Origin of the sequence: Paenibacillus sp. FSL F4-0100 (genome assembly GCF_037993005.1) — a bacterium.
Lineage (GTDB): Bacteria > Bacillota > Bacilli > Paenibacillales > Paenibacillaceae > Paenibacillus_AQ.
The window spans coordinates 2,515,107-2,540,556 of the sequence record NZ_CP150303.1 but is presented as its reverse complement, the minus strand read 5'-3'; the positions used below and the strand labels follow the sequence as shown (position 1 = coordinate 2,540,556).

Annotated in this window: 21 protein-coding genes; 2 read left to right on the top strand and 19 right to left on the bottom strand. The window is 49.3% G+C overall.

All coding sequences use genetic code 11. From position 1 onward, the window contains the following. Positions 1-11: 11 nt before the first annotated feature. From nagZ to adhE, 9 genes are all read right to left on the bottom strand, one after another. Positions 12-1,652 carry a beta-N-acetylhexosaminidase gene (gene nagZ / locus MHH48_RS11170; protein WP_076321318.1) on the bottom strand — a complete coding sequence of 547 codons (1,641 nt, stop codon included), beginning with the start codon at positions 1,650-1,652 and terminating at the stop codon, positions 12-14. Between the two features lie 99 nt (positions 1,653-1,751). Then, on the bottom strand, positions 1,752-2,537 hold the full coding sequence (locus tag MHH48_RS11165) for a response regulator (RefSeq protein ID WP_076320853.1): 786 nt from the start codon (positions 2,535-2,537) through the stop codon (positions 1,752-1,754). Further along, positions 2,515-4,371: a sensor histidine kinase gene (locus tag MHH48_RS11160; RefSeq protein ID WP_076321317.1), complete on the bottom strand. Its 1,857-nt coding sequence runs from the start codon at positions 4,369-4,371 to the stop codon at positions 2,515-2,517. The genes MHH48_RS11165 and MHH48_RS11160 overlap by 23 nt, the downstream gene beginning before the upstream one ends. Positions 4,372-4,393: 22 nt before the next feature. Further along, positions 4,394-5,221, bottom strand: coding sequence for a carbohydrate ABC transporter permease (locus tag MHH48_RS11155; RefSeq protein ID WP_076320852.1), 828 nt, complete (start codon positions 5,219-5,221; stop codon positions 4,394-4,396). After that, entirely contained in the window at positions 5,221-6,105 is an 885-nt protein-coding gene (locus MHH48_RS11150) for a sugar ABC transporter permease (RefSeq protein WP_076320851.1), read from the bottom strand. The genes MHH48_RS11155 and MHH48_RS11150 overlap by 1 nt, the downstream gene beginning before the upstream one ends. 91 nt (positions 6,106-6,196) lie before the next feature. Further along, positions 6,197-7,555, bottom strand: a complete 1,359-nt coding sequence (locus MHH48_RS11145; protein ID WP_076320850.1) for an extracellular solute-binding protein — start codon at positions 7,553-7,555, stop codon at positions 6,197-6,199. A 204-nt stretch (positions 7,556-7,759) separates the two neighbouring features. Further along, on the bottom strand, positions 7,760-8,503 hold the full coding sequence (gene pflA / locus MHH48_RS11140) for a pyruvate formate-lyase-activating protein (RefSeq protein ID WP_076320849.1): 744 nt from the start codon (positions 8,501-8,503) through the stop codon (positions 7,760-7,762). A gap of 43 nt (positions 8,504-8,546) precedes the next feature. Then, the gene (gene pflB, locus MHH48_RS11135; RefSeq protein WP_076320848.1) at positions 8,547-10,793 is read right to left on the bottom strand and encodes a formate C-acetyltransferase; all 2,247 of its coding nucleotides are present in this window, start codon (positions 10,791-10,793) and stop codon (positions 8,547-8,549) included. A 319-nt stretch (positions 10,794-11,112) separates the two neighbouring features. Then, entirely contained in the window at positions 11,113-13,722 is a 2,610-nt protein-coding gene (adhE, locus tag MHH48_RS11130) for a bifunctional acetaldehyde-CoA/alcohol dehydrogenase (protein ID WP_076320847.1), read from the bottom strand. Between the two features lie 276 nt (positions 13,723-13,998). On the opposite strand from adhE, the gene MHH48_RS11125 reads away from it, so the two are divergent. Continuing rightward, a complete protein-coding gene (locus MHH48_RS11125; RefSeq protein ID WP_076320846.1) occupies positions 13,999-14,727 on the top strand; it encodes a Crp/Fnr family transcriptional regulator in 729 nt (242 codons plus the stop codon). An 88-nt stretch (positions 14,728-14,815) separates the two neighbouring features. Beyond that, complete coding sequence (locus tag MHH48_RS11120; protein WP_071223816.1) at positions 14,816-14,974, top strand: asparagine synthase; 159 nt, start codon at positions 14,816-14,818, stop codon at positions 14,972-14,974. Positions 14,975-15,242: 268 nt separating this feature from the next. On the opposite strand, the gene MHH48_RS11115 is transcribed toward MHH48_RS11120, so the two are convergent. The 10 genes from MHH48_RS11115 to MHH48_RS11070 form a co-directional block, all read right to left on the bottom strand. Continuing rightward, a complete protein-coding gene (locus tag MHH48_RS11115) occupies positions 15,243-16,031 on the bottom strand; it encodes a formate/nitrite transporter family protein (protein WP_076320845.1) in 789 nt (262 codons plus the stop codon). Positions 16,032-16,078: 47 nt separating this feature from the next. Then, positions 16,079-16,396, bottom strand: a complete 318-nt coding sequence (nirD, locus tag MHH48_RS11110; protein ID WP_076320844.1) for a nitrite reductase small subunit NirD — start codon at positions 16,394-16,396, stop codon at positions 16,079-16,081. A gap of 94 nt (positions 16,397-16,490) precedes the next feature. Further along, positions 16,491-18,929: a nitrite reductase large subunit NirB gene (gene nirB / locus MHH48_RS11105; RefSeq protein ID WP_083659544.1), complete on the bottom strand. Its 2,439-nt coding sequence runs from the start codon at positions 18,927-18,929 to the stop codon at positions 16,491-16,493. Positions 18,930-19,107: 178 nt separating this feature from the next. Beyond that, positions 19,108-19,785, bottom strand: coding sequence for a hypothetical protein (locus MHH48_RS11100; protein ID WP_076320842.1), 678 nt, complete (start codon positions 19,783-19,785; stop codon positions 19,108-19,110). 183 nt (positions 19,786-19,968) lie between these two features. Continuing rightward, complete coding sequence (locus tag MHH48_RS11095; RefSeq protein ID WP_076320841.1) at positions 19,969-20,289, bottom strand: helix-turn-helix domain-containing protein; 321 nt, start codon at positions 20,287-20,289, stop codon at positions 19,969-19,971. Between the two features lie 147 nt (positions 20,290-20,436). After that, positions 20,437-21,105, bottom strand: a complete 669-nt coding sequence (locus MHH48_RS11090; protein ID WP_076320840.1) for a uracil-DNA glycosylase — start codon at positions 21,103-21,105, stop codon at positions 20,437-20,439. Between the two features lie 177 nt (positions 21,106-21,282). Beyond that, entirely contained in the window at positions 21,283-22,005 is a 723-nt protein-coding gene (locus MHH48_RS11085; protein ID WP_076320839.1) for a ThuA domain-containing protein, read from the bottom strand. A 43-nt stretch (positions 22,006-22,048) separates the two neighbouring features. Then, positions 22,049-23,017 (bottom strand): sugar phosphate isomerase/epimerase, encoded by a 969-nt coding sequence (locus MHH48_RS11080; protein ID WP_076320838.1) that lies wholly within the window; start codon positions 23,015-23,017, stop codon positions 22,049-22,051. Between the two features lie 57 nt (positions 23,018-23,074). Then, positions 23,075-24,160 (bottom strand): Gfo/Idh/MocA family oxidoreductase, encoded by a 1,086-nt coding sequence (locus MHH48_RS11075; protein ID WP_076320837.1) that lies wholly within the window; start codon positions 24,158-24,160, stop codon positions 23,075-23,077. Positions 24,161-24,332: 172 nt separating this feature from the next. Further along, on the bottom strand, positions 24,333-25,433 hold the full coding sequence (locus MHH48_RS11070; RefSeq protein WP_076320836.1) for a Gfo/Idh/MocA family oxidoreductase: 1,101 nt from the start codon (positions 25,431-25,433) through the stop codon (positions 24,333-24,335). Positions 25,434-25,450 lie beyond the last annotated feature (17 nt).

Below are 25,450 nucleotides of genomic sequence, written 5' to 3'. Positions count from 1 at the left end.
GCAACCCTTATTTAATTATTGACATAGTCCTGATTACCGCTCCAGCCAAGCGGATAAATCTCGCTGATTCCTACCGGGAGCTTGCCCTCAGGCGTAACCCGTCCTATTAAGACACCCGCGGCTGCATTCATATAATAAGGTGTGTTCTCGTAGCTGCACAAATACGTCGGAACCGGCGGAAGATCATTGATATCATAGGGATTACGGGTAGCGACGATAACAAGTGCCACATCCTCAAGTTCAACCAGCTTGTTCACCAGCTTCTGCTGGCCGGCGGGAAGACGGCTCTCGGAGGTGTACGTAGCTACTACAATCTGTTTATATCCTTCAGCTGCCTTAACGGCTTGCTCTACCTCTTCATCAGACATATCCGTTCCGACACGCAGATCGTCTGCCTGAACCCCGTAACTTCTCAAGGCATCCCCTAAGGTGTAGCTCTTGCTCCATGCTTCATCCACCTGGGTTGCCTGAAGCAGCTCAGGCCAGATCACCGCAACGGCCTGCTCCGGCTTAAGAGGCAGCTGCCCTTCGTCTTTCACCAGCGTGATTCCTCTGCCTGCAATTTGAGCCAGCAATTGTTTGGTCTCTTCCGCAACCTCGCCAATCGGGTAGACCGGAAGCTCCTCAGCGAGCTTTGCATTACGCTGCTTAAGCGCCAATATCCGATCTACAGCCTTGTCGATCAGCTCTACCGGGAGTCTCCCGCTGCGGACAGCCTCAATGACGGCCGTAATCGCGGCCGTCTGCTCAGATAGATTATGGCTGACCAGTACGCAGTCCGCACCCGCTTCGATCGCGCGTATCGCGCCCTCCGGAATCCCGTACTCTTTGGAGATTGCGTGCATCTCAAGGCAGTCCGTTATGATCAGACCTTCAAACCCCATCTCCTCCCTCAGCAAACCCGTTAACACGGCATGAGAGAGCGTCGCCGGCAGATCGCTCGGCTCTATCGCCGGGAAACTGACGTGAGCCGTCATGATGGCGTCCACGCCGTTCTGGATCGCTTGCGCAAACGGATACAATTCCACGCTGCGGAGCCGTTCCAAATCATGCGGTACAGAAGCCCGCCCGAGATGAGAATCGACGCTGGTGTCGCCATGGCCCGGGAAGTGTTTGGCCGTAGCGGATACACCTTCTTCCTGGTATCCCTTCATTGCCGCAGTCCCAAGAGCGGCAACAGCTTGAGGATCTTCGCCGAAGGAACGCACGCCGATGACCGGATTACGAGGATTGTTGTTCACGTCGAGACAAGGAGCGAAGTTCATATTTACACCAAGTGAACGCAATTCGCGTGCCCCGATTTGTGCTACCCTGTACGAATCCTCCGCGCTACCCGCTGCTCCAAGCGCCATATTCCCCGGAATGCGGCTGATGCCTTCATGATCAATTCGCGCAACCATACCGCCCTCTTGATCAATCGAGATCAGAAGCGGGAACTTCTGGCTGTCCGATGCGAGCTGCTGTAAGGACTCCGACAGTTCGGCAAGCTGAGGCAGCGTTTTCACATTCCGGCGAAAATAGCAGATGCCCCCGACCTGATATTGTTCAATCAGTATCTTGGCATGCTCATTCGGCGTCAGCGCGTTGAAGCCGCATATAAACATTTGTCCTACCTTTTGTTCTAACGATAAATCTGCTGCCGTCCATTTCATTGATTTCATACCTACCTTCTATCAATTTAAAGGACTTTGCAAGCCAGGCGGGATTGATCTAGTGATGACTTTAGCAGCCTGCATGGGTCCTATCAAAACCTATACCGTTGCCTCTCCGGACATTTCCCGGAATTCGGATGGCGTCATGCCGGTAGCCTTCTGAAATACCTTGGTAAAATACCGCCGCTCATGATAACCGACGAAGGAGCCGATCTGAGCGATATTCTTATCGCTGTTCACCAGCAGGAACTTGGCTGCCTCCATCCGCTGTCTCGTCAAGTACTCCACAAAGGTGAGTCCGACATGGTTCTTAAACAATAAACAGAAGTAGCTGGAGCTGATGCCCAGATGCTCCGAAAGCTCCTCAATCCCCAAATCCTGCCCCATATGGGTATTGATATACTCCAGAGCAGACGTTACCAATTGTTCCGGCGTTTTCTTTACGGCTTCGGGATTCGGAGCCTCATCAATAAGCGAAACGGTGCTGTAATACTTCTCTTTCGCCCTCTTCTTGCGGATTTCCTCCCCGATATCACGAATCTTCATCTCGAGTTCCCCGTAATGAATTGGCTTGCTGATGTAATCCTTGACGCCCAGCTTAATTGCTTCCCGGGCATATTCAAACTCCTGATATCCCGTCAGCAAAAAGATCTCCGCCCGGCTTCCTTTCTCCCGAATCTTCGTTATAAAGGTCAGTCCGTCCATGACGGGCATCCGGATATCACACAGGATCAGATCCGGGTTGTACTGATCCGCTACTTCAAGTGCTTCCATCCCGCTTCGGGCAAGTCCGACAACCTTCATGCCCATCTCTTCCCAAGGCAGAACCTTGCTGAGATTGTTCAGGATGGGAGCCTCATCATCAACTAATAATGCCTTCAACATGCTGCCCTTCCCCCCTGTCATAATTGGGTATGACGCATTGTATAACGGTGCCGCCGGGGCGGCTTGAGCATATAAACAGACCGTAATAATCCCCGTACTGAATTCTAAGTCGGTCAGCCACGCTCCGCAGCCCAAGTCCCCGTCGTTCCTGGTTCACTTTGAGATTCTGCAACGTCGTCTGTTCGGATCCGTTATCCTCGGACACCATATATTCAAACATGGACAACTGCTCAGCGGTCATGCCGAGTCCGTTATCCTCGACCCGAATAATGACATTACCGAGTTCCTTCCATGCAGAGATGCGTATCCATCCCGTATAAGAAATGCCTTCAAAGCCATGCTGTATGCTGTTCTCAACCAGCGGCTGCAGCGTCAGCTTCAGGATACGGCTGTGCATAAGCTCTTTCGGCACGTCAATCTCGTATTCGAACAGGTCCTCAAACCGAAACTTCTGGATTTCAAGATAACTCTGCAAGTGCTTGATTTCTTCATCCAGCGTAATTTCTTCCTTCTCCTGAATACTGATCCGCAAGATGCTGGCAAGCCGGTAAACCATCTCACTGACCTTGCGTCCTTCATTCTGGACAGCGAGAACATTGATTGATTCCAAGGTGTTAAAGAGGAAGTGCGGCTTGATCTGCGCTTGCAGCACACGCATCTCCGCGTCGGTCTTCTGTCTCTGCTCCTTCTTGATCTGCGCAAACAGATTGTTGATCCGGTTCATCAAGTTGTTGAACCCTTTCGATAGCAGCAGCAGTTCATCCTCTCCCTTCTCTTCAACTCTCGCGTTCAAATCCCCATCTTCCACACGGCGCATAAACCGCACGATAACAGCGATCGTCCCGGTAATCCGATTCATGAACAGACGATTGAACACAATCGCGGTAACCAGACAGAGGCCCATAATGACGAAGAACCACTTGGCAAAGGAAGTAACCTCTTGCGATAGCGAGTTCCAGTCGGTCACCGAGACGAGATTCCAGCCGTAATCATTCAGATGATAAATAGAAACAATATTCTCTTTGCCGTTAAACTTGGCTTTAAAACTTTGGTAGCCTTGCTTAAACTCAACGTCATGCTTCATATATTGACTGATATTTTGACCATCCATATCGTTATTGGGGTCAAATAGAATGAAGCCTTCATTGTTGACCAACATAAAAGATGTGTTCTGCAGATTGTTAGGGAGTGTCAAATTGCGGAAAATTTCTTCAAACTCCCACCTCTTGATCTGGACGACAAGAATGCCCAGCTTGCGGAGTGTCGTGACATCCTTAATCAGCCGGATCTGGGTGAATACCGGATCCGCTCCCGTCAACTCCGGAAATTCGTGCGGAGCCAGCCATTTGGGAATTCCGTTAAGCCGAACCACCTCTTCATGTAAGGGACTATTCTTAAACTTTTCATAAGGCAGCGTTCTGAAATCCTCTTTACTGAAAATAGGAATCGATGGTGACTCTTTATTAAAATGATATAAAAACGCATAGCTAATCGCTGGATGATTATATAGAAGATTCCGAAAGCTTCGCTGTCTGTCGTTCAATTTCAGCTGGTCCGCATTGGATTCCTTAATCAGGTTCTGCGCATCGGGATCCTTGGCGTTCAGCGCCATGGCGAAGACAGAGGTGGCAATCCCGTTATCCGTGACGTACTCCATCTCCTTAAACACGTTCAGAATGCTGTAGCTGATTGCTTTAAGCGAATATTCGGCTTGCTGGCTGTACTTTTTCTCAATCGAATTGTAGGTAATAAAGAATGTAAATAGGCCCAGCACAAATAACGGAATAATAATGAGCCCCAAAAAGGCCGTGAATAGTTTGTTCCGCAAATTCATACGCATGCTCCTGCTCCTAGTATTACCCCTTGACGCTTCCTGCGGTGACGCCTTCAATGATCTTCTCTTGCAGAACGGCATAAATGATAAGGACCGGCAGCACGCTGAATATGATACCCGCAGACATTTGTGCGTAGTTCATATTGTAGGCGTCCCTGAAACCGACCATGCCGACAGGCAGCGTTCTCAGTTCATCATTCGATAGGAAGTAGTTAGCAAGCAAGAATTCGTTCCAGTTACCCAGGAAATTGATAATAAATACGGTAACGATAGCCGGAACAGTCAGAGGTAAGATAATTCTAGCAAACAACCCTCCGGACCTCAATCCATCAATAACCGCAGCCTCCTCGATTTCACCGGGCAGCGACCGCATGAAGGCAGCCAGTATAATAACCGAGAACGGGATGGCATTGGCAACATACGGTAGAATCAGGGCCATATGTGTGTTCAAAATATCCAACTGCCTCATGATGCCATATATCGGCAGCATGAGAGAGTTATTCGGAATCAGCATGCCTATCAAAATACATTGAAAGACGATGGCGCTAATCCGGTTATATCTCATCCGCGTCACGGCAAAGGCCAGCATCGCTGCAAACAGAATCGACAAGCAGGCTGACAGCACGCCGATGTATAAGCTGTTCCAGAAATACGTGCTAATCTTGGCGTTCACCCATGCGTTCACATAGTTATCAAATATCAGCGTGCTCGGCAAACCAAAAGGGTTCGTTGCAATAGACTGGTTATCCACCTTCACCGAAGAGAACAGGACGAACAGGAAAGGATATAGTATGACGAGCAAGTAAGCCATCAGAAAAATGTGCGGGATCAGTTTCTTTATTGCTCTCATCAGTATTCAATCCTTTCGTTGCGTCTTGCGACCAGCACCTGGTAGAGCACCGTTACGATAATCGTGAAGAGGAAGATCAGCACGGCGATCGAGTTGCCAAAGCCATGCTTGAAGCTCGTGATCGCATATCGAATCATATATGTCGCCATAACGTCGGTTGAGCCGGCCGGCCCGCCCTTGGTCATAACCAGAATAATGTCCGCCGCTTTCATGGCTCCCGCGATCGAAAGCATGATCACAACAGAGATAATTGGCATAATTAATGGAAGCGTGATTTTGGTTGCTCTTTGGACCCCTGTCGCGCCATCAATTGCCGCAGCCTCATCCAGCTCTTTGGGTATGGATAGAATTGCGGCAAGAACCATCACGATGTAAAAGCCAGTCCATTGCCACGCATTCGTGATCAGGATGGCAATCATGGCCCATTTGCTATCCGATAACCAGTAGATGGGTTCAATTCCAACCAGCCCTAAAATCTCATTCATCAGGCCAAAGTCCGGGTTGTAAATGAATCCCCATAAAATGCCGATCACAGCCGTCGACATGATGGATGGTGCAAAAACCGCGGTTTTATAAAGCCCCTTCAAACGCTTCACGTTTGCGATTAACAGGGAGAAAAATACGATCGTCGGAACCTGGATCAAACAGGAAAAGAGAATGAAATAAACATTGTTCCTGACAGCCTTCCAAAAAGCATCATCATTCAAGGCTGTCACATAGTTATCGAGCCCAATGTACTTCACATCTTTGGAGATGCCGTTCCAGCTCGTAAAGCTGTTGTCAAACGCAGTAAAGATCGGGTATATGAAAAAAGCCAGAAACAATAAGAATGCCGGCAGCACAAAAACGATGTAAATCAGAGGATTTCTCAGCGCTTTATTCATGGTAACCTCCGTATTTATGTCTGATGTTGTTTAGGCAAAAGGGCACCCCCATGTACCGCAGCGGGTGGCGCCCTTTCGTCTAGAATTTTAGTTATTCCTCTGAAGCATTGGCCGCTTCTTGCGCTGCTTGCACATTCTCCAGCATCTTCTCGGCATCAAGCTCGCCGCCAATGACCTGCTGAATGCCCATGCTCAGTGCGGTGTTCACATCTGCTTGAACAAGGCCATCGAAGGCAGGGAAGGACTTGCTGATCTCACTGACGCCTTTGAAAATGTCCTGCATAAGCGGATCATCCGAAGTGGAGTTCATTGTTGCCAGCTCCATCTTCATTGCCGGCAGTACACCGTCTTCTTTCAGACCGCGCAGCTGCATTTCATCTGTCCACATATTTTTAATGAATTCTTTAACCGCTTGAAGTTTACGAGGATCTTCTGCTACCGCTGCCGAGAACCCATATCCGTTGTTTGCGTCCTGCATGACGATGACAGGGTCGCCTTCATTAACCGGAGGCAGGTTGAAGTATCCGACCTTATTTACCAAATCACCTGCTTGAGCCGGATCTCTAAATACGGAGTTTGCCCACGATCCGTCCATCATCATGATGGCTTCGCCAGTGATCATTTGGTTTCTCATGTCCGCATATTCGAAGCCGAGCTCGCCTTTTTTGAAGTATCCCTTCTCAACCCATTCCTGGTGCTTCTTCACACCTTCCACGACTTTTGGATCGGTCCATTTGGTTTCCCCGGTTTTGAAGCCGTAAGTAACCTCTGGCCCTGCGTAATAGCTCCACAGGTTGTTCGTGGTCATGAGCGGAATCCAAGCATCCTTGGAGGATTGGGCAAAAGGAATCTTCCCGTCGGCTTTGATCGTTTCGGCAATTTGCTCCAATTCAGCCAATGTTTTAGGAACGTTCAAACCTTTTTGGGTGAAGTAATCCTTGTTATAGAAAATACCCTCAATGGAAATGCCAATCGGCAATCCGTAGATCTTGCCGTCATGTGTAAATGGGTCCAGCGTAGAAAATTTATCTTTAATGCCTAGCTCTTCCAAAATTGGGGTCAAATCAAGCATCAAGCCTTCTTTGGAATATACGCCTGCATCCGGGCTGCCGAACACATCGAATACTTCCGGCGGCTTACCGGCTGCCATCTCGCCTCTCAGTTTCTCTTTCCGGTTCACTTCAGAGTCTACAGCGTCCAGCTTGATTTTAAGCCCGGGCACCGCTTCTTCGGTTTTACTGACAACATCGTTCAGCATTGCCAGACGAAACTTCTTGGATTCACCTACTTGCGTATGGCGAATGGTGATTTCAAACGGCTCATTGCTGACCGTTCCTTCCGAACCACCTGACGGTTTTTCTGCTGCCTTGTCACCGCCGCCGCATGCAGACAAAAGCGTGGATGAGACGAACAGAAGCGACATTAATAATGCCAGACCCTTTTTCTTCATTGTCTTTGACCCTCCCGAAGTGCTTGTTTATTTGATAGGCGTTTTCCTCACATCTTCATTATAGAAAGCGATTCCATTTTTCGATAGGCCGATATTTTTCTTGCCAAGGGATAAAATCCTCTACAAAAAAACAACAACCTTTCCATATGGGGAAAGGTTGTTGTCAGTAATCGTAACGCATATATGAAATTAATTAGAAATCTATTAGCTCTGGACTGTCTCTATTTTCTTGGGTATCTCACCAATCAATCGGTAAGCGCGTGCCACTTCTTCCTCGGAAGGTGAAGGTACGCCCTCCAATGGATAAGCCATGCCGAGCTCCTTCCATTTGTAAACGCCCATCTGATGGTAAGGCAAGATTTCGAATTTCTCGACGCCGTGCAGCGTCCGAATAAATTGACCGAGCGCAATCAAGTCTTCTTCGTTGTCATGGATGCCCGGCACATAGACGTGGCGGACCCACATGTTCCGATCATGGTCAGACAGCCAGCGGGCCGTCTTTAACGTCCTTTCGTTCGACTTCCCGGTGAGCTTGATATGCTTCTCGTCGTTGATATGCTTCAGATCAAGCAGCACCAAGTCGGTAAACTCCAGCAATTCCGAGATTTTCTCCGGTTCATTATAGCCGTTGCTGTCCAGCGTCGTATGCAAATTCCAGCGGCGCTTCACTTCCTTGAACAGCTCCGTGACAAAGGGATACTGCAATGTCGGCTCACCACCGGAGACGGTTAACCCGCCGCCCGATGAACGGTAGTAGCTCAGATAAGGTTCAATCTCAGCCAGCACGTCCTCCACCGTCATCTCGCGTCCTTCATGCAGTCCCCAGGTATCCGGATTATGGCAGTATTGACACTTCAAGAGACAGCCCTGCATGAAGAGCACAAAGCGGATACCCGGACCGTCCACCGTTCCGAACGTTTCTATGGAGTGTACATGACCTTTTAGCATGGTGCGTCATCCTTTCTGTATCCGCTAGGGTTGTCTTCCATCCTTACATCGATCCGTGGAACGTACGGTTAATGACATCGAGCTGCTGCTCACGCGTCAGTTTGACGAAGTTAACTGCATAACCGGATACCCGAATCGTTAACTGCGGATAATTCTCCGGATGCTCCATCGCATCGATCAACTGCTCCCGGTCAAATACGTTGACGTTCAGATGGTGTGCCTTGCTGCCAAAATAACCGTCCAACATCGCAACCAGATTATTCACACGGATATCACTTTCTTTACCAAGTGCTTTCGGCACGATCGAGAACGTGTTCGAGATGCCGTCAAGACTATCCTCATAAGGCAGCTTGGCCACGGAAGTCAGCGAAGCGAGAGCTCCCTTCTTATCGCGTCCGTGCATCGGATTTGCGCCCGGCGCAAACGGCTCGCCTGCCTTACGTCCATCCGGCGTGGTTCCTGTTTTCTTGCCGTATACGACGTTCGACGTAATCGTGAGCACCGATTGGGTCGGCATTGCGTCACGGTAAGCCTTGTTCTTGCGAATCATGCTCATGAAGGTCTCGACCAATTCAACGGCGATGCTATCCACGCGATCATCGTTGTTGCCATAGCAAGGGAACTCGCCTTCGATTTCAAAATCCACTGCAATTCCTTGCTCATTGCGTACCGGCTTCACCTTTGCATATTTAATTGCACTCAGTGAATCCGCTGCTACGGACAGGCCTGCGATGCCGCATGCCATCGTGCGCAGGATATCCCGGTCGTGAAGCGCCATCTCAATCCGTTCATAGCTGTATTTGTCATGCATGTAATGGATAACGTTAAGTGTATTCATATAGAGCTTCGCGAGCCATTCCATCATCGGCTTGAATCGCTTCATGACTTCATCATAACTCAGGACCTCGGCAGTGATAGCCGGATATTCCGGTCCAACTTGGGCGCCTGATTTCTCATCCTTACCACCGTTGATCGCATAGAGCAACGCTTTGGCAAGGTTTGCTCTGGCTCCGAAGAACTGCATCTGTTTCCCGATGCGCATGGCGGATACGCAGCAGGCGATGCCGTAATCGTCTCCGTAAATCGGACGCATGAGATCATCATTCTCGTATTGAATCGAGCTGGTTTCGATGGAAACTTTCGAACAATATTTTTTGAAGGCTTCCGGCAGCTTCTCCGACCATAACACCGTCAAGTTCGGTTCTGGAGCAGGTCCCAAATTATACAAGGTATGCAGGAAACGGAAGCTGTTCTTGGTCACTCTCGTCTCACCGTTTATCGACATGCCGCCGATGGATTCCGTTACCCACGTTGGATCTCCGCTGAACAGCTCGTTATAATCCGGCGTACGCAGGAATTTCACGATCCGAAGTTTCATAACGAAATGGTCGACCAGTTCCTGAGCTGTTTCTTCCGTTAGCTTGCCTTCAGCCAGATCCCGTTGAATATAAATATCAAGGAAAGAGGATACCCGGCCAAGCGACATCGCAGCACCGTTCTGCTCCTTGATCGCGGCCAAATAACCGAAATACAACCATTGGAATGCTTCCTTCGCCGTATTTGCAGGTTTGGAAATGTCAAAACCGTGCATACCCGCCATTTCCTTCAGTTCCTTGAGGGCCCGCATTTGTTCAGACAATTCTTCCCGCAAACGGATGACCGGCTCATCCATGGCATCCACTTCAAGCTCACCGAGTTCTCTCAATTTGTCCTGAATAAGAGCATCTACACCGTATAGTGATATTCTGCGATAGTCACCAATGATACGTCCGCGACCGTACGCATCGGGAAGTCCCGTAATAATCCCGGCCTTGCGCGCTGCTCTCATCTCTGGAGTATAGGCATCAAACACGCCTTGGTTATGCGTTTTGCGTATGCCGTTAAAGATATCTACAACGGCCTGCGGCATTTCAAAGCCGTATGCGTTGCACGCATCAATCATCATCCGGATCCCGCCAAAAGGCTGGATCGAACGCTTGAACGGCTCATCGGTCTGAACGCCGACAATCTGTTCTTTATCCTTATCCAAATAGCCAGGTTGATGAGAAGTGATGGTTGAAGGTGTATGGACATCCACGTCCAGTACCCCACCGTTGTCCCGTTCTCTCTTGGTTAAATCCGATACGATATCCCACAGTGCTTTGGTGTTATTCGTGGGTCCTGCCAAAAATTCATCAGAGCCATAATAGGGAGTAATGTTCTCTGCAATAAAATCATTAACGTCAATTTGCTTGGTCCATTTACCTGATTTAAAACCTTTCCAGCCTGTTTCTTTTTCAATCACCGACATATTGAATCCCTCCTAGATTTGCTGGGGCTTGCAAGGACAGGCGAGGCCACACCTTGATCTATCTCAGATCTTTAAATGTGATTATTTTCACGATCAATGATGCCACTACCCCGCCTTGTACCTTCAAGCTTCTTTATCAAAGACCTGAGATTCAGCTTCTTGCTACACCTTTATTGTAGTCCTGTTGATCTCTCGCATCTGTGATATTAATCACAAAGTTATCTTTTCCCGTGATTTTTATCACTCCGAGTCTGGTCTTGCATCACTTACCTCAACATATTCCCGGATCTTCATGATCGGCATTCAGAGCCTATCCTATTTAGAACCGACCGTAGAATGCGTTGCGGTAAACTTCTGCGAGCTCTGTCACCAGCGGCAGCTTCGGATTGCTCGTTGTGCACTGGTCTTCAAAAGCCCGGTCCGCCAAATGCTCAACATTTTTCTCGAAATCTTTAGGATCGATGCCAAGCTGCTGGAACGACTCCTCGATACCGAGCTTGCTGTTCAGCTCCCGGATCGCGCCAATCAGACTGTTCACGCCCTCTTCCGTTGTTCTTGCCGGCAGCCCGAGAATCCGTGCGATTTCAGCATATCTCTCATCAGCCACAAAGTGGGTATATTTAGGCCATGCCGCGAATTTTGTTGGCTTCTTGGCGTTGTAACGAATGACGTGAGGCATTAGGATCGCATTGGTGCGTCCGTGTGCCGTGTGATACTGGCCGCCCCACTTATGCGCAAGACTGTGGTTGATGCCAAGGAACGCATTCGCAAAAGCCATGCCGGCAAGCGTCGAAGCATTATGCATTTTCTCGCGGGCGAGTTTGTCGCCGGTCAGCGCCGACTGCTCAAGATATTGGAACACCAGCTGTATGGCTTTGATGGCAAGCCCATCCGTATAATCGCTGGCCATCACCGATACGTAGGCTTCAATAGCATGTGTCAGAACGTCCATACCGGTATCGGCTACCGCTGTTTTAGGCAGCGTGTATACAAATTCCGGATCGATAATCGCCACATCCGGTGTCAGCTCATAATCAGCCAGCGGGTACTTGGTATTCCCTAGCCCTTTGTCCGTGATGACGGCAAACGAAGTCACTTCCGAGCCGGTTCCCGACGTTGTTGGAATGGCAACGAATTTCGCTTTCCGTCCAAGCTTCGGATATTTATAGACCCGCTTGCGGATATCCATAAATTTTTGCTTCAGATTGTTAAAGTCCGTATCCGGGTATTCATAGAACAGCCACATCGCTTTCGCTGCATCCATTGGCGATCCGCCGCCGAGGGCGATAATGCAGTCCGGCTGGAACCTAGCAAGCATCTCCGTTCCGCGTTCTACTGTCGTTGTTGAAGGATCCGGCTCGACCTCCGAGAAGACCTCGATGGCCACTGGCACTCTGCGCTGACGCAGATAATGCTCTACCCGCTCCACATAACCCAGCTTCACCATCATGGGGTCGGTAACGATCGCAACACGGGTGATTTCCGGCATTTTCGCAAGATACTGCGTGGAGCCTTTTTCAAAGTAAATTTTGTCCGGTACTTTAAACCACTGCATATTCACGGTTCTGCGGTTCACCCTTTTCACGTTGATTAGATTGACAGCCGTCACGTTCGACGAAGTGGAATTACGTCCATACGAGCCGCAACCCAGCGTCAGCGATGGCAGGTTCGTGTTGTAGATATCCCCGATACCGCCTTGCGAAGAAGGCTGGTTCACCAGGATGCGGCAGGTTTTCATCCGATCCGAGAATTTCATAATAATGTCCTCATTGTGCGAGTGGATCACCGACGAGTGGCCCATGCCGCCAAAAGCAACCATCTCTTCAGCGCGTGTTATGCCTTCCTCGGCATCCTTCACCTTATAGCAGGCCAGAACCGGACTCAGTTTCTCGGCGGACAGCGGGTAAGCCGGACCGACCCCTTCCAGCTCGGCGATCAGGATCTTGGTGCTTTCCGGTACCTCGAAACCGCAAGCCTCGGCAATCTTAGCTGCCGGCTTTCCGACAATGGACGGATTAACCGCACATTTCTCCGATACCATCGCATGCGCAGTCAGTTTCGCCAGCTCTTCCTTGTTGACGAAATAACATCCGCTGGCAATCATTTTTTTCTTCACTGTATGATAGATAGGCTCTTCGATAATGACAGCCTGCTCGGAAGCGCAGATCATGCCGTTATCAAAGGTCTTCGATAAAATCAAATCGTTCACTGCTTGATCCAGATCCGCGCTCTTCTCTATAAAGCAAGGCACGTTACCTGGTCCTACGCCGAGGGCCGGCTTGCCGCAGCTGTATGCCGCTTTGACCATTGCCGAACCGCCCGTGGCCAGAATGCAGGCGACGTCAGGATGATTCATGAGTGCATTGGTTTTATCCATGGAAGGAGCTTCGATCCACTGGATGCAATCGGCAGGAGCACCTTGTTTCACGGCGGCATCCCGCAGTATCAGCGCGGCTTCCCGGCTGCATGCCTGCGCGGATGGATGGAATCCGAAGATGATCGGGTTTCTCGTTTTAATGGAGATCAGCGCCTTGAATATGGTTGTGGAGGTCGGATTGGTTACCGGTGTTATCCCCATGATAATCCCGATCGGCTCTGCTATTTTTTGAAAGCTGTCATAGGCGTTGTCTTCAATAATACCCACCGTTTTGTCGTACTTGATGCTGTTGTGGATATACTCTGTGGCGAACAGGTTCTTGATAATCTTGTCTTCGTACACGCCCCGTCCCGTTTCCTCAACCGCCATCTTCGCCAGTTGCATGTGCTTCTCAAGGCCTGCCATGGCCATCGCCTGTACAATCCCGTCGACCTGCTCCTGATTCAATTCCATAAACTTTTCTTTGGCTCGATTCGCCTTGTCAATCAGCCCTTGAATGTACTCCGATGCTGTTTGTCCTTTAACTTCAACCGTTCCTTTGCTCACAGCCATATCTCTCATCCTCCCATGGTTCATGTTTCTTTCTCGTCTACGCTTTGATCGTAACACAGCCTTCTCTAAATTCATGTGAAATATTTCACAATATAAATATTTTTCTTTTCTGTGTAATTTATGCCTGTCTTTCCCTCCTTTTAAGTGAAAGAGATCACAAAGTTTGAAAATTCGCCACGATTTCCCTCTTATTCTCCCCCAAAAGTGAATGTTTTCACGTTATAATGTATTTAAAGATTAAACAGATCAAATTTTAGGATGTTAGGGGATACCAACATGAAAACTACTGTAGACCATGTAATGGAAATCGAAAACTTAGGGAACACGCAGTGCTTCTCGGAACAAAACCGCAACCGTCTGCTGGTCAGCATGAAGGAAAGGGTACTCCCTGAAGGATCCCATTTGTTCTGGGAAGGTGACTTCGCCGACAAGCTGTACTACGTTAAACAAGGAAGAATTAAATTAACTAAATCGACTGATGAAGGCAAAGAGCTGATTCTATATATGTACCATCCAGGAGACATGGTCGGGCAAGCCGATCCATTCTTCAGCAACAATCACAGTTTCTCGGCAGAGGTGCTTGAGGATAGTGTTGTCGGTGTCATTGAGCACAAGGATCTGGAGCTGCTGATCTGTCAGCATTGCGACTTTGCCATTGATTTTATGAAGTGGATGGGCATCCACCACCGCATCACCCAGACCAAATTCCGGGATCTCATGATGTACGGTAAGCCCGGTGCTTTAACATCGACACTGATCCGTCTGAGCAACACCTACGGACAGCATCAAGCGGATGATACCATTCTCATCAACAAGAAGATTACCCACACCGATCTGTCGAACATGATTGGGGCAACCCGCGAAAGCGTGAACCGGATGCTGAGTGACTTACGCAAAAAAGATGCCATCGAATATGCCGGCGGAATGATTGTCATTAAAGATCTTCCGATGCTGCAGGAAATCTGCCATTGCGAGCTGTGTCCGAACGAAATCTGCCGGATTTAATCGGCCTGCTCCCTTCTGTGCATAATATACAGTCATCTGCTTACAATAAACCTTGTCTTTCCAAACCAAATTAAAGGGAGTGCTCAGCATGCGTGAAGGATTGATTCCTGCTGTTCTTGGAACTGTGGTTTCTGCTTCGGGTGCCGCTCTGCTTGGCAGCAAGTATAAACTTGCCGCAACCGGTATTCTCGGCTTCGGACTGGCTCATATTGTGCTTGGTGCGATTGACCTGGTGGAACATCGGTAAAGGATTTGGAAGACAAGGTACACGAAAAGAAACCGTTTCTTAGTAAATGGAAGGACAACTCACCATTTACCAATGGAACGGTTTCTTTGTTTACTCATTAGGTTCCACTTCATCTGCTTAGCTTGGAGGCGAAGCCTCCAAAACATCTCGTTCGTATATCGTTAAAGAAGCGGTCAACCGTTTGGTTGACCGCTTCTTTTCGGCTGTCTATCAAGTGAGCAAACCTGCTTACGGAACTGCTCCTTCTCATCGATGTCGCCTACAAAACCTACTTTTGCTTGCTCCCTTTTCCCGACGAGATAAACCAATAAGCCATCCCTACAAACAATCCGCCGCCAAGGATGTTCCCCAGCGTGACCGGCACCATGTTGCTGATCCATCCACTAATGGAAATGGTCTCGGGATGCCCCGGTAATATCGTCGCGAGTGTCAGAAGTGTCATATTAGCTACGCTATGCTCGTACCCTGTTGCAATGAAGGCAAACAGACACCACCATATTAAGATCAGCTTTGTCGTTTCTCCCTTGGCCCGAATTCCCATCCACAAGGCCAGACAGACAAGCCAGTTACACAAGATGCCTCTGAAGAACAGCTCCATAAACGGATCATTCATTTTCTTGGCAGCAGCCGTGAAGATGAGATGGTCCGGCGGCAGGCCTTTGAACAGGCCGGAAGCATACACCAGATAGCTGAGCAGAATCGCTCCAGCCAGATTGCCGATAAACACGAGTACCCAGTTTTTCAGCGTATCCCCCATCGTCGTTCGTCCGGATAATGTGCTTATCGTAAAAAACATGTGATTTCCGGTAAACAGCTCTGACCCGGCGAACACCACCAACGTGAGCGCGATCCCGAATGCAGCTCCCATGACGAGGGATTGGAAGGGTGAACCGGCAGCTGCGAGCGGCGCCCCCAGCTTAAAGATTAATACAATCCCTATGCCGACATACGCGCCGGCCAGCATAGCCGATACCATATAGCGCAGCAGATTATGATTCATCTGCTCTTTTTTACCGACGGCGGCATTGACAACGGCTTCCACATCTGTTTTAAACATGGGATACCACCCCTTGATTTCGTCTGTTTATTATGCGTTTGCTGGCCTTAAACACCCACCTCAACCTTTCCGTCCACGGCGCGAATCGGGTATACACGAACCTGACCCTTATCCGGAGCCTGTACGAGCCCGGTTGAAAGCTCGATTTTCCAGTCATATAACGGATCATAGATGTAGTGCCCTGATACGATGGCTTCCGAGAGTGGCCCACCTTTGGGATGAGGGCTTTGATTGTCCAGCGCAAACCATTGATGATCCGAAGTCCGGAAGACGGCAATCTCCCGATCTCCGAGTTGGACCACCCTTCCGAGCTGTGACAGAAAATCATGTTCATTCCCTACCGTAATAAATTTTCCAGTTTCCATAACACTCGACCTCCACTTCTCTTTTCTATCCCCATCCATACTGCGAAAAGCTCTCCATGTTCAGGCGGCAAGAGGAAGTAGATTCCTCCCTCTTTTATTTGCTGCTGACCGGTTTTGCATCCTCAAATAACGTATTGCGCAGCTTCTCGTCGTTCAGCACTTTCTTCCACGGATCCTCGACTTGCTGCAAGGCAAGCTCGATTCTCTCCACCAGTTCCTTACGCTGCTTGGTATCGTCCAGGATAACCGCTCGGATTTGTTCCAGTCCCAAGCGCTCTACCCACTCCGATGTTCTCTCCAGGTACTTGCCGGTTTCACGGTAATACTGCATCAAGGCTCCGCAGATTTCGACCAGCTCTTCATCCGTTTTCACTTTGCAGAACGAATCAGCCAGACGTGCCTTCGTTCCGCCGTTGCCTCCAACGAATATTTCCCATCCACCGTCATTGCCAACGATCCCGATATCTTTCGTGCACGACTCGGCACAGTTTCGCGGACACCCGTTGACTGCCAATTTAAATTTCGCCGGGAAATCCAGTCTTTCGAATTTCTCCTCGAGGAATGCCCCCATGCCCATCGAATCCTGCGTACCGAAACGGCAAAATTGGGAACCTACACAGGTCTTCACGGTCCGCAGCGATTTGGCATAAGCATAACCCGACGGCATATCGAGCTCTTCCCAAACGCTCGGTAAATCTTCCTTCTTAACACCGATGAGGTCCAGACGCTGTCCTCCGGTTACCTTTACAACCTTCACATTATATTTAAGCGATACATCCGCGATTTTCTTCAAATCCTCCGGTGTGGTAACGCCGCCGTACATTCTTGGGACGACCGTGTACGTGCCGTCTTTCTGAATGTTGGCGTTCATCCGTTCGTTGACAAAACGGGATTCCCTCTCTTCTTGATGGGTTACCGGGTTCAGCATCGCCAGATAATAATGAATGGCCGGGCGGCATTTCGAGCAGCCTTCCGGATTGCTGAAGTTTAGAACATGCATGACTTCTTTCGTTGTCTTGAGTCCTTTGGCACGGATTTCGGCGACAATCTCGTCCCGATCAAGCGTTGTGCACGAGCATATGCCTTGTTTGCCTGCCGCCTTAAAGCCATCGCCCAATACGCTCTGGAGTATTTGCTCCACGACAGGTTTACAGCCGCCACACGAGCGGGTAGCTCCTGTGCAAGCTTTAATCTCATCCACTGTCGTAAAACCCTGTAGAGTAATGGCATCCACAATGGCTTTTTTGGTTACGCCGTTGCAGCCGCACACGATTTCATCATCGGGCATCTTCTCCAGTGAAAATGCCTTGCCATTTCCTGTTCCTGCGCTGTCAGTACCCATGATCGAATCGTAAATCTCATCCGTCATGGCTGTCTTTTTTCGAATCATGGATTGAAGGCTTGCCGAATCGCTCACATCTCCGAACAATATCGCCCCAACGATGATATTGTCGCGAATTAATATTTTCTTATAGGTCTTGCGCCAATCATCTTTTGCGGTGATCACCGAGTGCTCGGCTTGCTCCATGAATTCTCCGGCAGAGAATACATCCACACCGCTGATTTTCAACTTCGTCGATACAATGCTTCCCTCGTAAGGCTTGCCTTCCACACCACATAGATGCTTCGCCAATACCTGTCCCTGCTCGAACAACGGTGCAACCAGGCCGTAGCATGCGCCCCGATGCTCGCAGCATTCGCCGACCGCATACACATCCGGCCAGGAAGTCTGAAGATAATCATTAACGACGATTCCCCGGTTCACTTCGATCCCGCTCGCTTTAGCGATCTCGGTGTTCGCTCTGATGCCCACTGCCATGACCACCAGGTCGGCATCAAGCTCATCCCCATCCTTGAAGCGGAGTCCCGTAACTCTGGTATCTCCCAATATTTCGGTTGTTTGTTTGCCTAATAAGAAATTGATGCCCTGCTGTTCAAGCTCCCTTTTCAGCATGCCGGATGCCATCGAATCCAACTGGCTCTCCATCAAATCCTGCATGAGATGAACCACCGTCACCTCCATGCCCAGGCTGACCAATCCTTTGGCAGCTTCCAGACCCAGAAGTCCCCCGCCAATGACAGCCGCTTTCTTGTACGCCTTAGCGGCTTGAAGCATCTGCGTGCAATCGGCAATGTTTCGGAAACCGATAACGCCTTCTTTGTCACTGCCCGGCACGGGTAAAATAAAGGGCTTCGAGCCCGTTGCTATCATGACTTTGTCATAAGGCACAGTCAATCCGTTGTCGGCGGTCACGACCTTGCGTTCCCCATCGATGGCAGTTACAGTGGCATCCGTGTGCAGAGTGATGTGGTTATCCACGTACCATTTCCAATCATTCAATACAATATCATCCAAGGTTTTGCTGCCTTCCAACACATACGACAGCATGATGCGGTTATAATTCGGATGAGGCTCCTGTCCAATGACGGTGATGTCAAAATTCCCACCCAATTTAATGATTTGCTCGACCGTACTAATCCCGGCAATACCGTTGCCAATGACAACTAACTTTTCTCTCTTTATATTGGACATCGATTGATTCCTCCCCAACACATTTATCTAGATCGTGGTATTCCGTTGCTTTCACACAAATTATATCGTCTGATCGCATTAATTTTTGTGATATATTTCACATAAATCATTAAAATTTAAAATAAAAATGCCAAATAACCCTGTCCACATCGAACAAGGTTATGAAGAGGCATGCTCTCTATATAATATCGGCTTCCATATAGGCTCGTTCGCCGCTAGGAACTTTCAAATAAGGGCGAATCCCGGCAAATCCCTTCGCGTCCAGGTTCACCCCGGTCATCCAGTTCCCCTCCAATAAGCCTCGATCCGATTGCATAATGACGGCAGGTGCCTGGATATGCTCCTGATATAGAACGATGCCCGCCTGAATAGTCTTAAAGGCTTTTCCTTGTTCCACCAACGGTACGGCGCTGATATACGTAGGCACAAAATAATTTGCGATCACATCCAGCTCTTCCCCGTCAAAAAACGGCTCGCTGCCAAGGAAAGGATGCAGCATTACGATTTTCTCATAGAGTGACCAGATGATCATCTGCAGAAATCTTCCCGTACGTCCTATATTCTGCCCGGTGGACGCATGAAATCGATCGGTTTCATAACCAATGAACTTCCATCCGCCGGGGGCTTTGACCCATTTCTGAAAGATATCAACAGCATCGGCACCGCTATGGCTAACGGATTCTGCAGATTCCGGGCTTGTTCCAGACGCAGCTAACCACAAGGAATCCGGCACATACTGGCTCAGCATCCGTTTGGTCTTCTCAAAAATATGAAGCACTTTTAATGAAGCGTTTTCAAGTTCTGAGATGTCCTCTTGTCCATAATGGAAACGGGAGATATACGTTCGCTTGGTCATGGGCTCGCCTCCTTGATATGCCGCTCTCGGTATTTACATCATATAGCAGCTGCGTCCGCTTGGTGCATGTCCACCTATTCTTGCCGTAAAGAAACAGGAATCATACTTCCATTTAGAAAAAAAACCCTGAAATGAGGATGTCTCATGCCAGGGTTTAATCATCAAGGGGAGTCTTAAGATGACTCATCTTTCGACCCATTGTTCCGCCCAGAATGAAATTTGCTCCATCACCGGACGAAGTGCCTTGCCTTTTTCAGTCAGTTCATATTCAATACGTACCGGTGTTTCCGGATAAACATGACGAATCAAAATGCCTTCGCATTCCAAATCCTTCATCCGCTCAGAGAGCATCTTATCGCTCATGGACGGAATCAAATTCGAAATATCCTTAAAGCGCTTAGGCCCGCTCATCAACGTTTGAATAATCAAACCGTTCCACCGTTTGCCCAGAAAAGAAAATGCAGATTCAAAACGGGGACACATCGTAACATTTGTAACTTCCATATCCCTTCACCTCTTTACGAAGTCACCTTGTTTATAGAAACTCATAAGCTTAATCAAAAATCTAGAAAACTTACGAATTGTAAGTATGTTTCATTTTAGCACATTTCCGAGAAACTGAAAACCACCTAGCCCCTTTTTCCCATAAAATCAGCGCTTATCCCATAATATACGAGCCAAAATATCCAAATCTTTCTCGATCCAAGTGGATAATTTCCTATTATACAGTACCGCCGCTGGATGGAATAGAGGGAATATCTTATAGGTTTCCACCGAGAACATGTAACCCCTATCTGGATTCTCCGGATCGGTTGCTTGCTGGACCGGCCCCTCCATCAGTTTGCCGTGCAGCGATGTCACCGTTTCATGGCTTCCGATTAACCGGTGCAGCGCCGTATTTCCCATGGGTGCGATAATGTGCGGGCGAACCCATCGGATCTCTTCATCAAGCAAAGGTGCATGGGCCAATATTTCCGCCTTCGTCGGTGTGCGATTGGAACGGCTGATGATACTCTCGCCCGAGGACCTCACGATTACCTTTTCCTTATAAGGCCTGCTTCTCATGGCACTGGTAATATACACTTGCTCCCGGGTCAGGTTCAGGCGTTCCAGGTAGGCATTCATCTCTTGTCCAGCCTGCCCTACAAAAGGTAAGCCTTCCAGAACCTCATGGGCCCCGGGTGCTTCTCCAATAAACATAATTTTGGCGAAGCGGACTCCTCTTCCGAGCAGGAAGCCCTCAACGGGTTGATGGACCAGCTTGGCCTGGCATATGGCGATGGTTGCGGGATCTACAGGTGCGCTTTGTACTTCACTCATGTGTACAGCCCCCCTTCTTGTATATCATACAATACCCCATACTTAGGTATATTCTATCCCTAGCCGGCAAAAACATTTCCGTGAACATTCATCATTAACGATAAAACGAGCCGCTCAAGGATTACACCCTGAACGACTCGTGAACTCATTGCTTTTTAAAAAATGCTGCTCATAGCCTTAGACTAAAACGGGAAGCGCACGAACCGGCTGACTGTTGCCGAAGGTTTGCTTGCCTGCCGTGGAATAAGCCCAGTTAATCGCATTGGTGATCACTTTCAGCACTTCGGGGTTGTAGTAGGTTGGATAGGTCTCATGCCCCGGACGGAAGTAGAATATGTTCCCATGACCGCGCTTGAACGTGCAACCGCTCCGGAATACTTCGCCGCCTTCGAAATTGCTGACAAATACCAGCTCATCTGGGGCTGGAATATCGAAGAATTCCCCGTACATTTCCTCGTGCTCGATGATGATCGGACCTGTAATTCCCGCCGCGATCGGATGCGTTGGATTCACGCTCCAAATAATTTCCTGTTCCCCTGCTTCGCGCCATTTCAAATCGCAGCTCGTACCCATTAACGCTTTGAACGGCTTGGAAAAATGTCCGGAATGAAGAACGATCAGCCCCATCCCATCCTGCACGCGCTTCACGACCTTGCTTACGATTTCGTCACTAACCTGGTCATGAGCCATATGCCCCCACCACAACAGCACATCGGTTGAATCCAGTACATCGTCCGTCAATCCATGCTCCGGCTGGTCGAGCGTTGCCGTTCTGATGACAAAATCCGGATTTTGCAGACCCTCCGCCAATGCTGTATGAATCCCTGTCGGGTAAACGCTGCGAACCTCGTCATGGATTTTCTCGTGCACGAATTCATTCCAAATGGTTACGTTAAGCATGTTGCTGTTCCCCCTAATTGCTTATTCGGCTTACTCTACGCTGTTAGACCCACCACATGTCCCCAAGCGGCTCTTCGATCAGCACTTGCTGAAGGTTTTGCACCGCTTTGGAGAAGCCTTCTTCGATGGACATCAATCCATCTTCATGTTCAATACTTACGACATAATCATATCCAACCAGACGAAGGGCACTCATCATATCCGCCCATTCCTTCACATCATGTCCATAGCCTACGCTGCGGAACTGCCATGCGCGATCCAGCATGTTGGCATAAGACTGCATATCGGTCAGACCGTGCTTGTTGACGTTGATCGGGTCAATGCTTGTATCCTTCGCGTGGAAGTGGTGGATTGCCCCTTCACGGCCCAAAATTTGAATCGCTTGAACAGGATCAATCCCTTGCCACCACATATGACTCGGATCCAGGTTGGCCCCAATCACTTCGCCTGCAGCTTCACGCAAGCGGAGCAGCGTGCCTGGCGTATGAACGGAGAAGCCGCCGTGCAATTCCAAACCAATCTTCACATTGCGGTCTGCGGCAAATTTACCCCATTCGGTCCAGTAAGGAATGACCTTGTTATCCCATTGCCAAGTCAGAATCTCTTGGTAGTCGTTAGGCCAAGGCGCAACGGGCCAGTTCGGGTATTTGGCATCCTCATGGTCGCCTGGGCAGCCGGAGAATGTGTTAACAACAGGTACTTCAAGCTTCTCGGCAAGTTCTACCGTTTTTACGTATGTGTCATGAAACTCTTTCGCGATTGCTTTTTGCGGATGAAGCGGATTGCCGTGGCAGCTCAGTGCGCTAATAATCAACCCACGGGATTCCACCGCATTTTTGAAGTTCTTCAGCGCGGTTTCATTCTCCAGCAGCTCGACCGGGTTGCAATGCGCATTACCCGGATAACCGCCTGTTCCGATCTCAACCGCTTTAAGCCCCTTGGATGCCACATAGTCCAAAGCATCCTCCAATTTACGTCCGCTCAGCAATACCATAAATACGCCTAATTTCATTGTATACCTCCTGGTTTACCTTAGTATTAGTAATGAGTATTAGTAATGATGTAATATTTAGTTATCGAAATAAACCGCTTTTCCTGTCTTCGCCGATTCATAGATCGCTTCCAGAATTTGCGTTACAACAAACGCTTGCTCCGGTTTAACCACAGGATCCTTATCCTCAATAATGGCTTCCAGCCACATTCTGGCTTCACGGTCCGCATCATTTTCCTTGGAACCGGAATAGAACGCGACGCCGCCAGCATTCAAATCCACTTTGGTTTCATACAATCTGCTCATTTTCTCGCCGTTAATACGCAAACCGTCCTTCATGTCAGCTCCGCCTTCCGTACCCGCAAGGACGGCTTTGGCTTCGCCCGTCTCAACGACGTTAAGAGCCCAGCTGGATTCCAGAATAATCGTTGCGCCGTTCTCCATCGTGATGAACCCGAATGCCGAATCCTCTACCTTGAACTCCTTCGGATCCCAAGGACCGAACGCATTCGCCGCATTCTCGCGTTGACCCAGTTTATGGAACGTGGATCCAAGCACGCTCTTCGGCTTATAGTTGTCCATCAACCACAAGGTTAAATCCAGTGCATGGGTGCCGATATCGATCAACGGACCTCCGCCTTGCTTCTCTTCGTCAAGGAATACGCCCCAGGTCGGAACGGCACGGCGGCGAACAGCTAGTGCTTTACCGTAGTAGATCTCGCCCAGCTCGCCTTCCTCGCAGACCTCTTTCAGATACATGCTATCATCACGGAAACGGTTGTTGTAACCGATGGTAAGTTTTTTTCCTGTACGCTTAGCGGCGTCCAGCATGGCTTTGGCTTCGGAAACGGTTTTCGCCATTGGTTTTTCGCACATCACGTGCTTCCCGGCTTCCAAGGATGCAACGGTAATTTCGGAGTGCGAATCGTTCGGCGTACACACATGAATGACATCGATGCTGCCGTCTTGCAGCAGTTCTCTGAAATCCGTGTATACTTTTGCGCCTTCAACCCCGTATTCGGCAGCCGCCTTCTGCGCGCGTTCTAAGGCGATGTCGCAAAAAGCTACCAATTGGGCCTGCGCCTGCTTCTTCAAGCTCGGCATATGCTTGCCATTGGCGATTCCCCCGCAACCGATAATTCCGATCTTCAATGTTTTCGACATGTCCATTTCCTCCCCATAGGCATTTGATCATTTTGAAAACTCTCCAAATATTAGTGCAACGCTTTCATGCGGATCCTAGCCAAGAACTCATCATCCTGTCAGATCCGTCAGAAGCTGGTTTGCATGTCGTTCATAACCAGTGTACAAGAATATGAACCGGGCTGCCAGTTCGCTACTCCACCTTGTTTATCTGCTGCGGCGCCGGAAGTTTGCCGTAGCGGTATGTGCTTTGCAGAACGATATGTCTGCCCTCCAGCGAAGACTGCTGGAACGACTGCATAATCTCCAGCACGTGGTATGCCAGACGGGCACTGACGCGATGGTCCTTCTGCTCATGAATCGATTGGATCATATCGTTGATACCGAGCCCCCGCTCGTTCTTCCCGCATTCAAATGCAGGGTCAAGCAGCTCCCATTCATCGGAGCCGTGCTTCCGGAGCTTCACTTCGCCGTTAAAGAAGTTTGGATCCCCGAGACTCAGGCTTCCCTGCGTGCCATAGATTTCGATCCAAGGCAGATTCGATCCGCCAAAGATATCAAAACTGGTAATCATGGTTGCAATGGCACCGTTCTCAAAATCCAGCGTTCCTGCCAAATGCGTTGGAGTCTGAACCGTGATCGGTTGTCCTTGGCGCGGGCCAGAGCCGATGGCGCGGTCTGGAATCTGGATGCCTGTGGATGCGCTGATCCGGCTTGCAGGACCAAGCAGCTCTACCAGGGCCGATACATAATAAGGACCCATATCCATCATTGGACCTCCACCCGACGCGTAAAAAAATTCAGGATTAGGATGCCAAGCTTCCGGTCCTGAACCCATCATAAACGCCGTTGCGGCAACAGGTCTGCCGATCAGCCCGGATTCGATAGCGGCTTTAGCCGTCTGTACGCCGGAGCCCAAAAACGTATCGGGTGCGGAGCCTACGCGAAGTCCTTTTTGATCCGCCATATTTAGCACACGGCGAGCTTCCTCAAGGGTAATCGCCAGCGGCTTTTCACTGTACACATGCTTTCCTGCTTCCAGGGAAGCGATATCCACATTGGCGTGGCTGGCCGGAATGGTCAGATTAATAATAAACTCAATGTCAGTCTGTGCAAGCATCTCCTGGACGGTATACACGTTCGGGATGTTGAACTCTTCGGCCTTTTTCTTTGCGTTGTCCGGAATAAGGTCAGCACATGCCACGACTTCAACCCAAGGGCTGTTCTTTAAGTTCGTGAAGTATACGCCGCTGATGGTTCCGCAGCCAATTATACCTGCTTTCATTTTTTTCATCGCTGTCACTCCTTGAG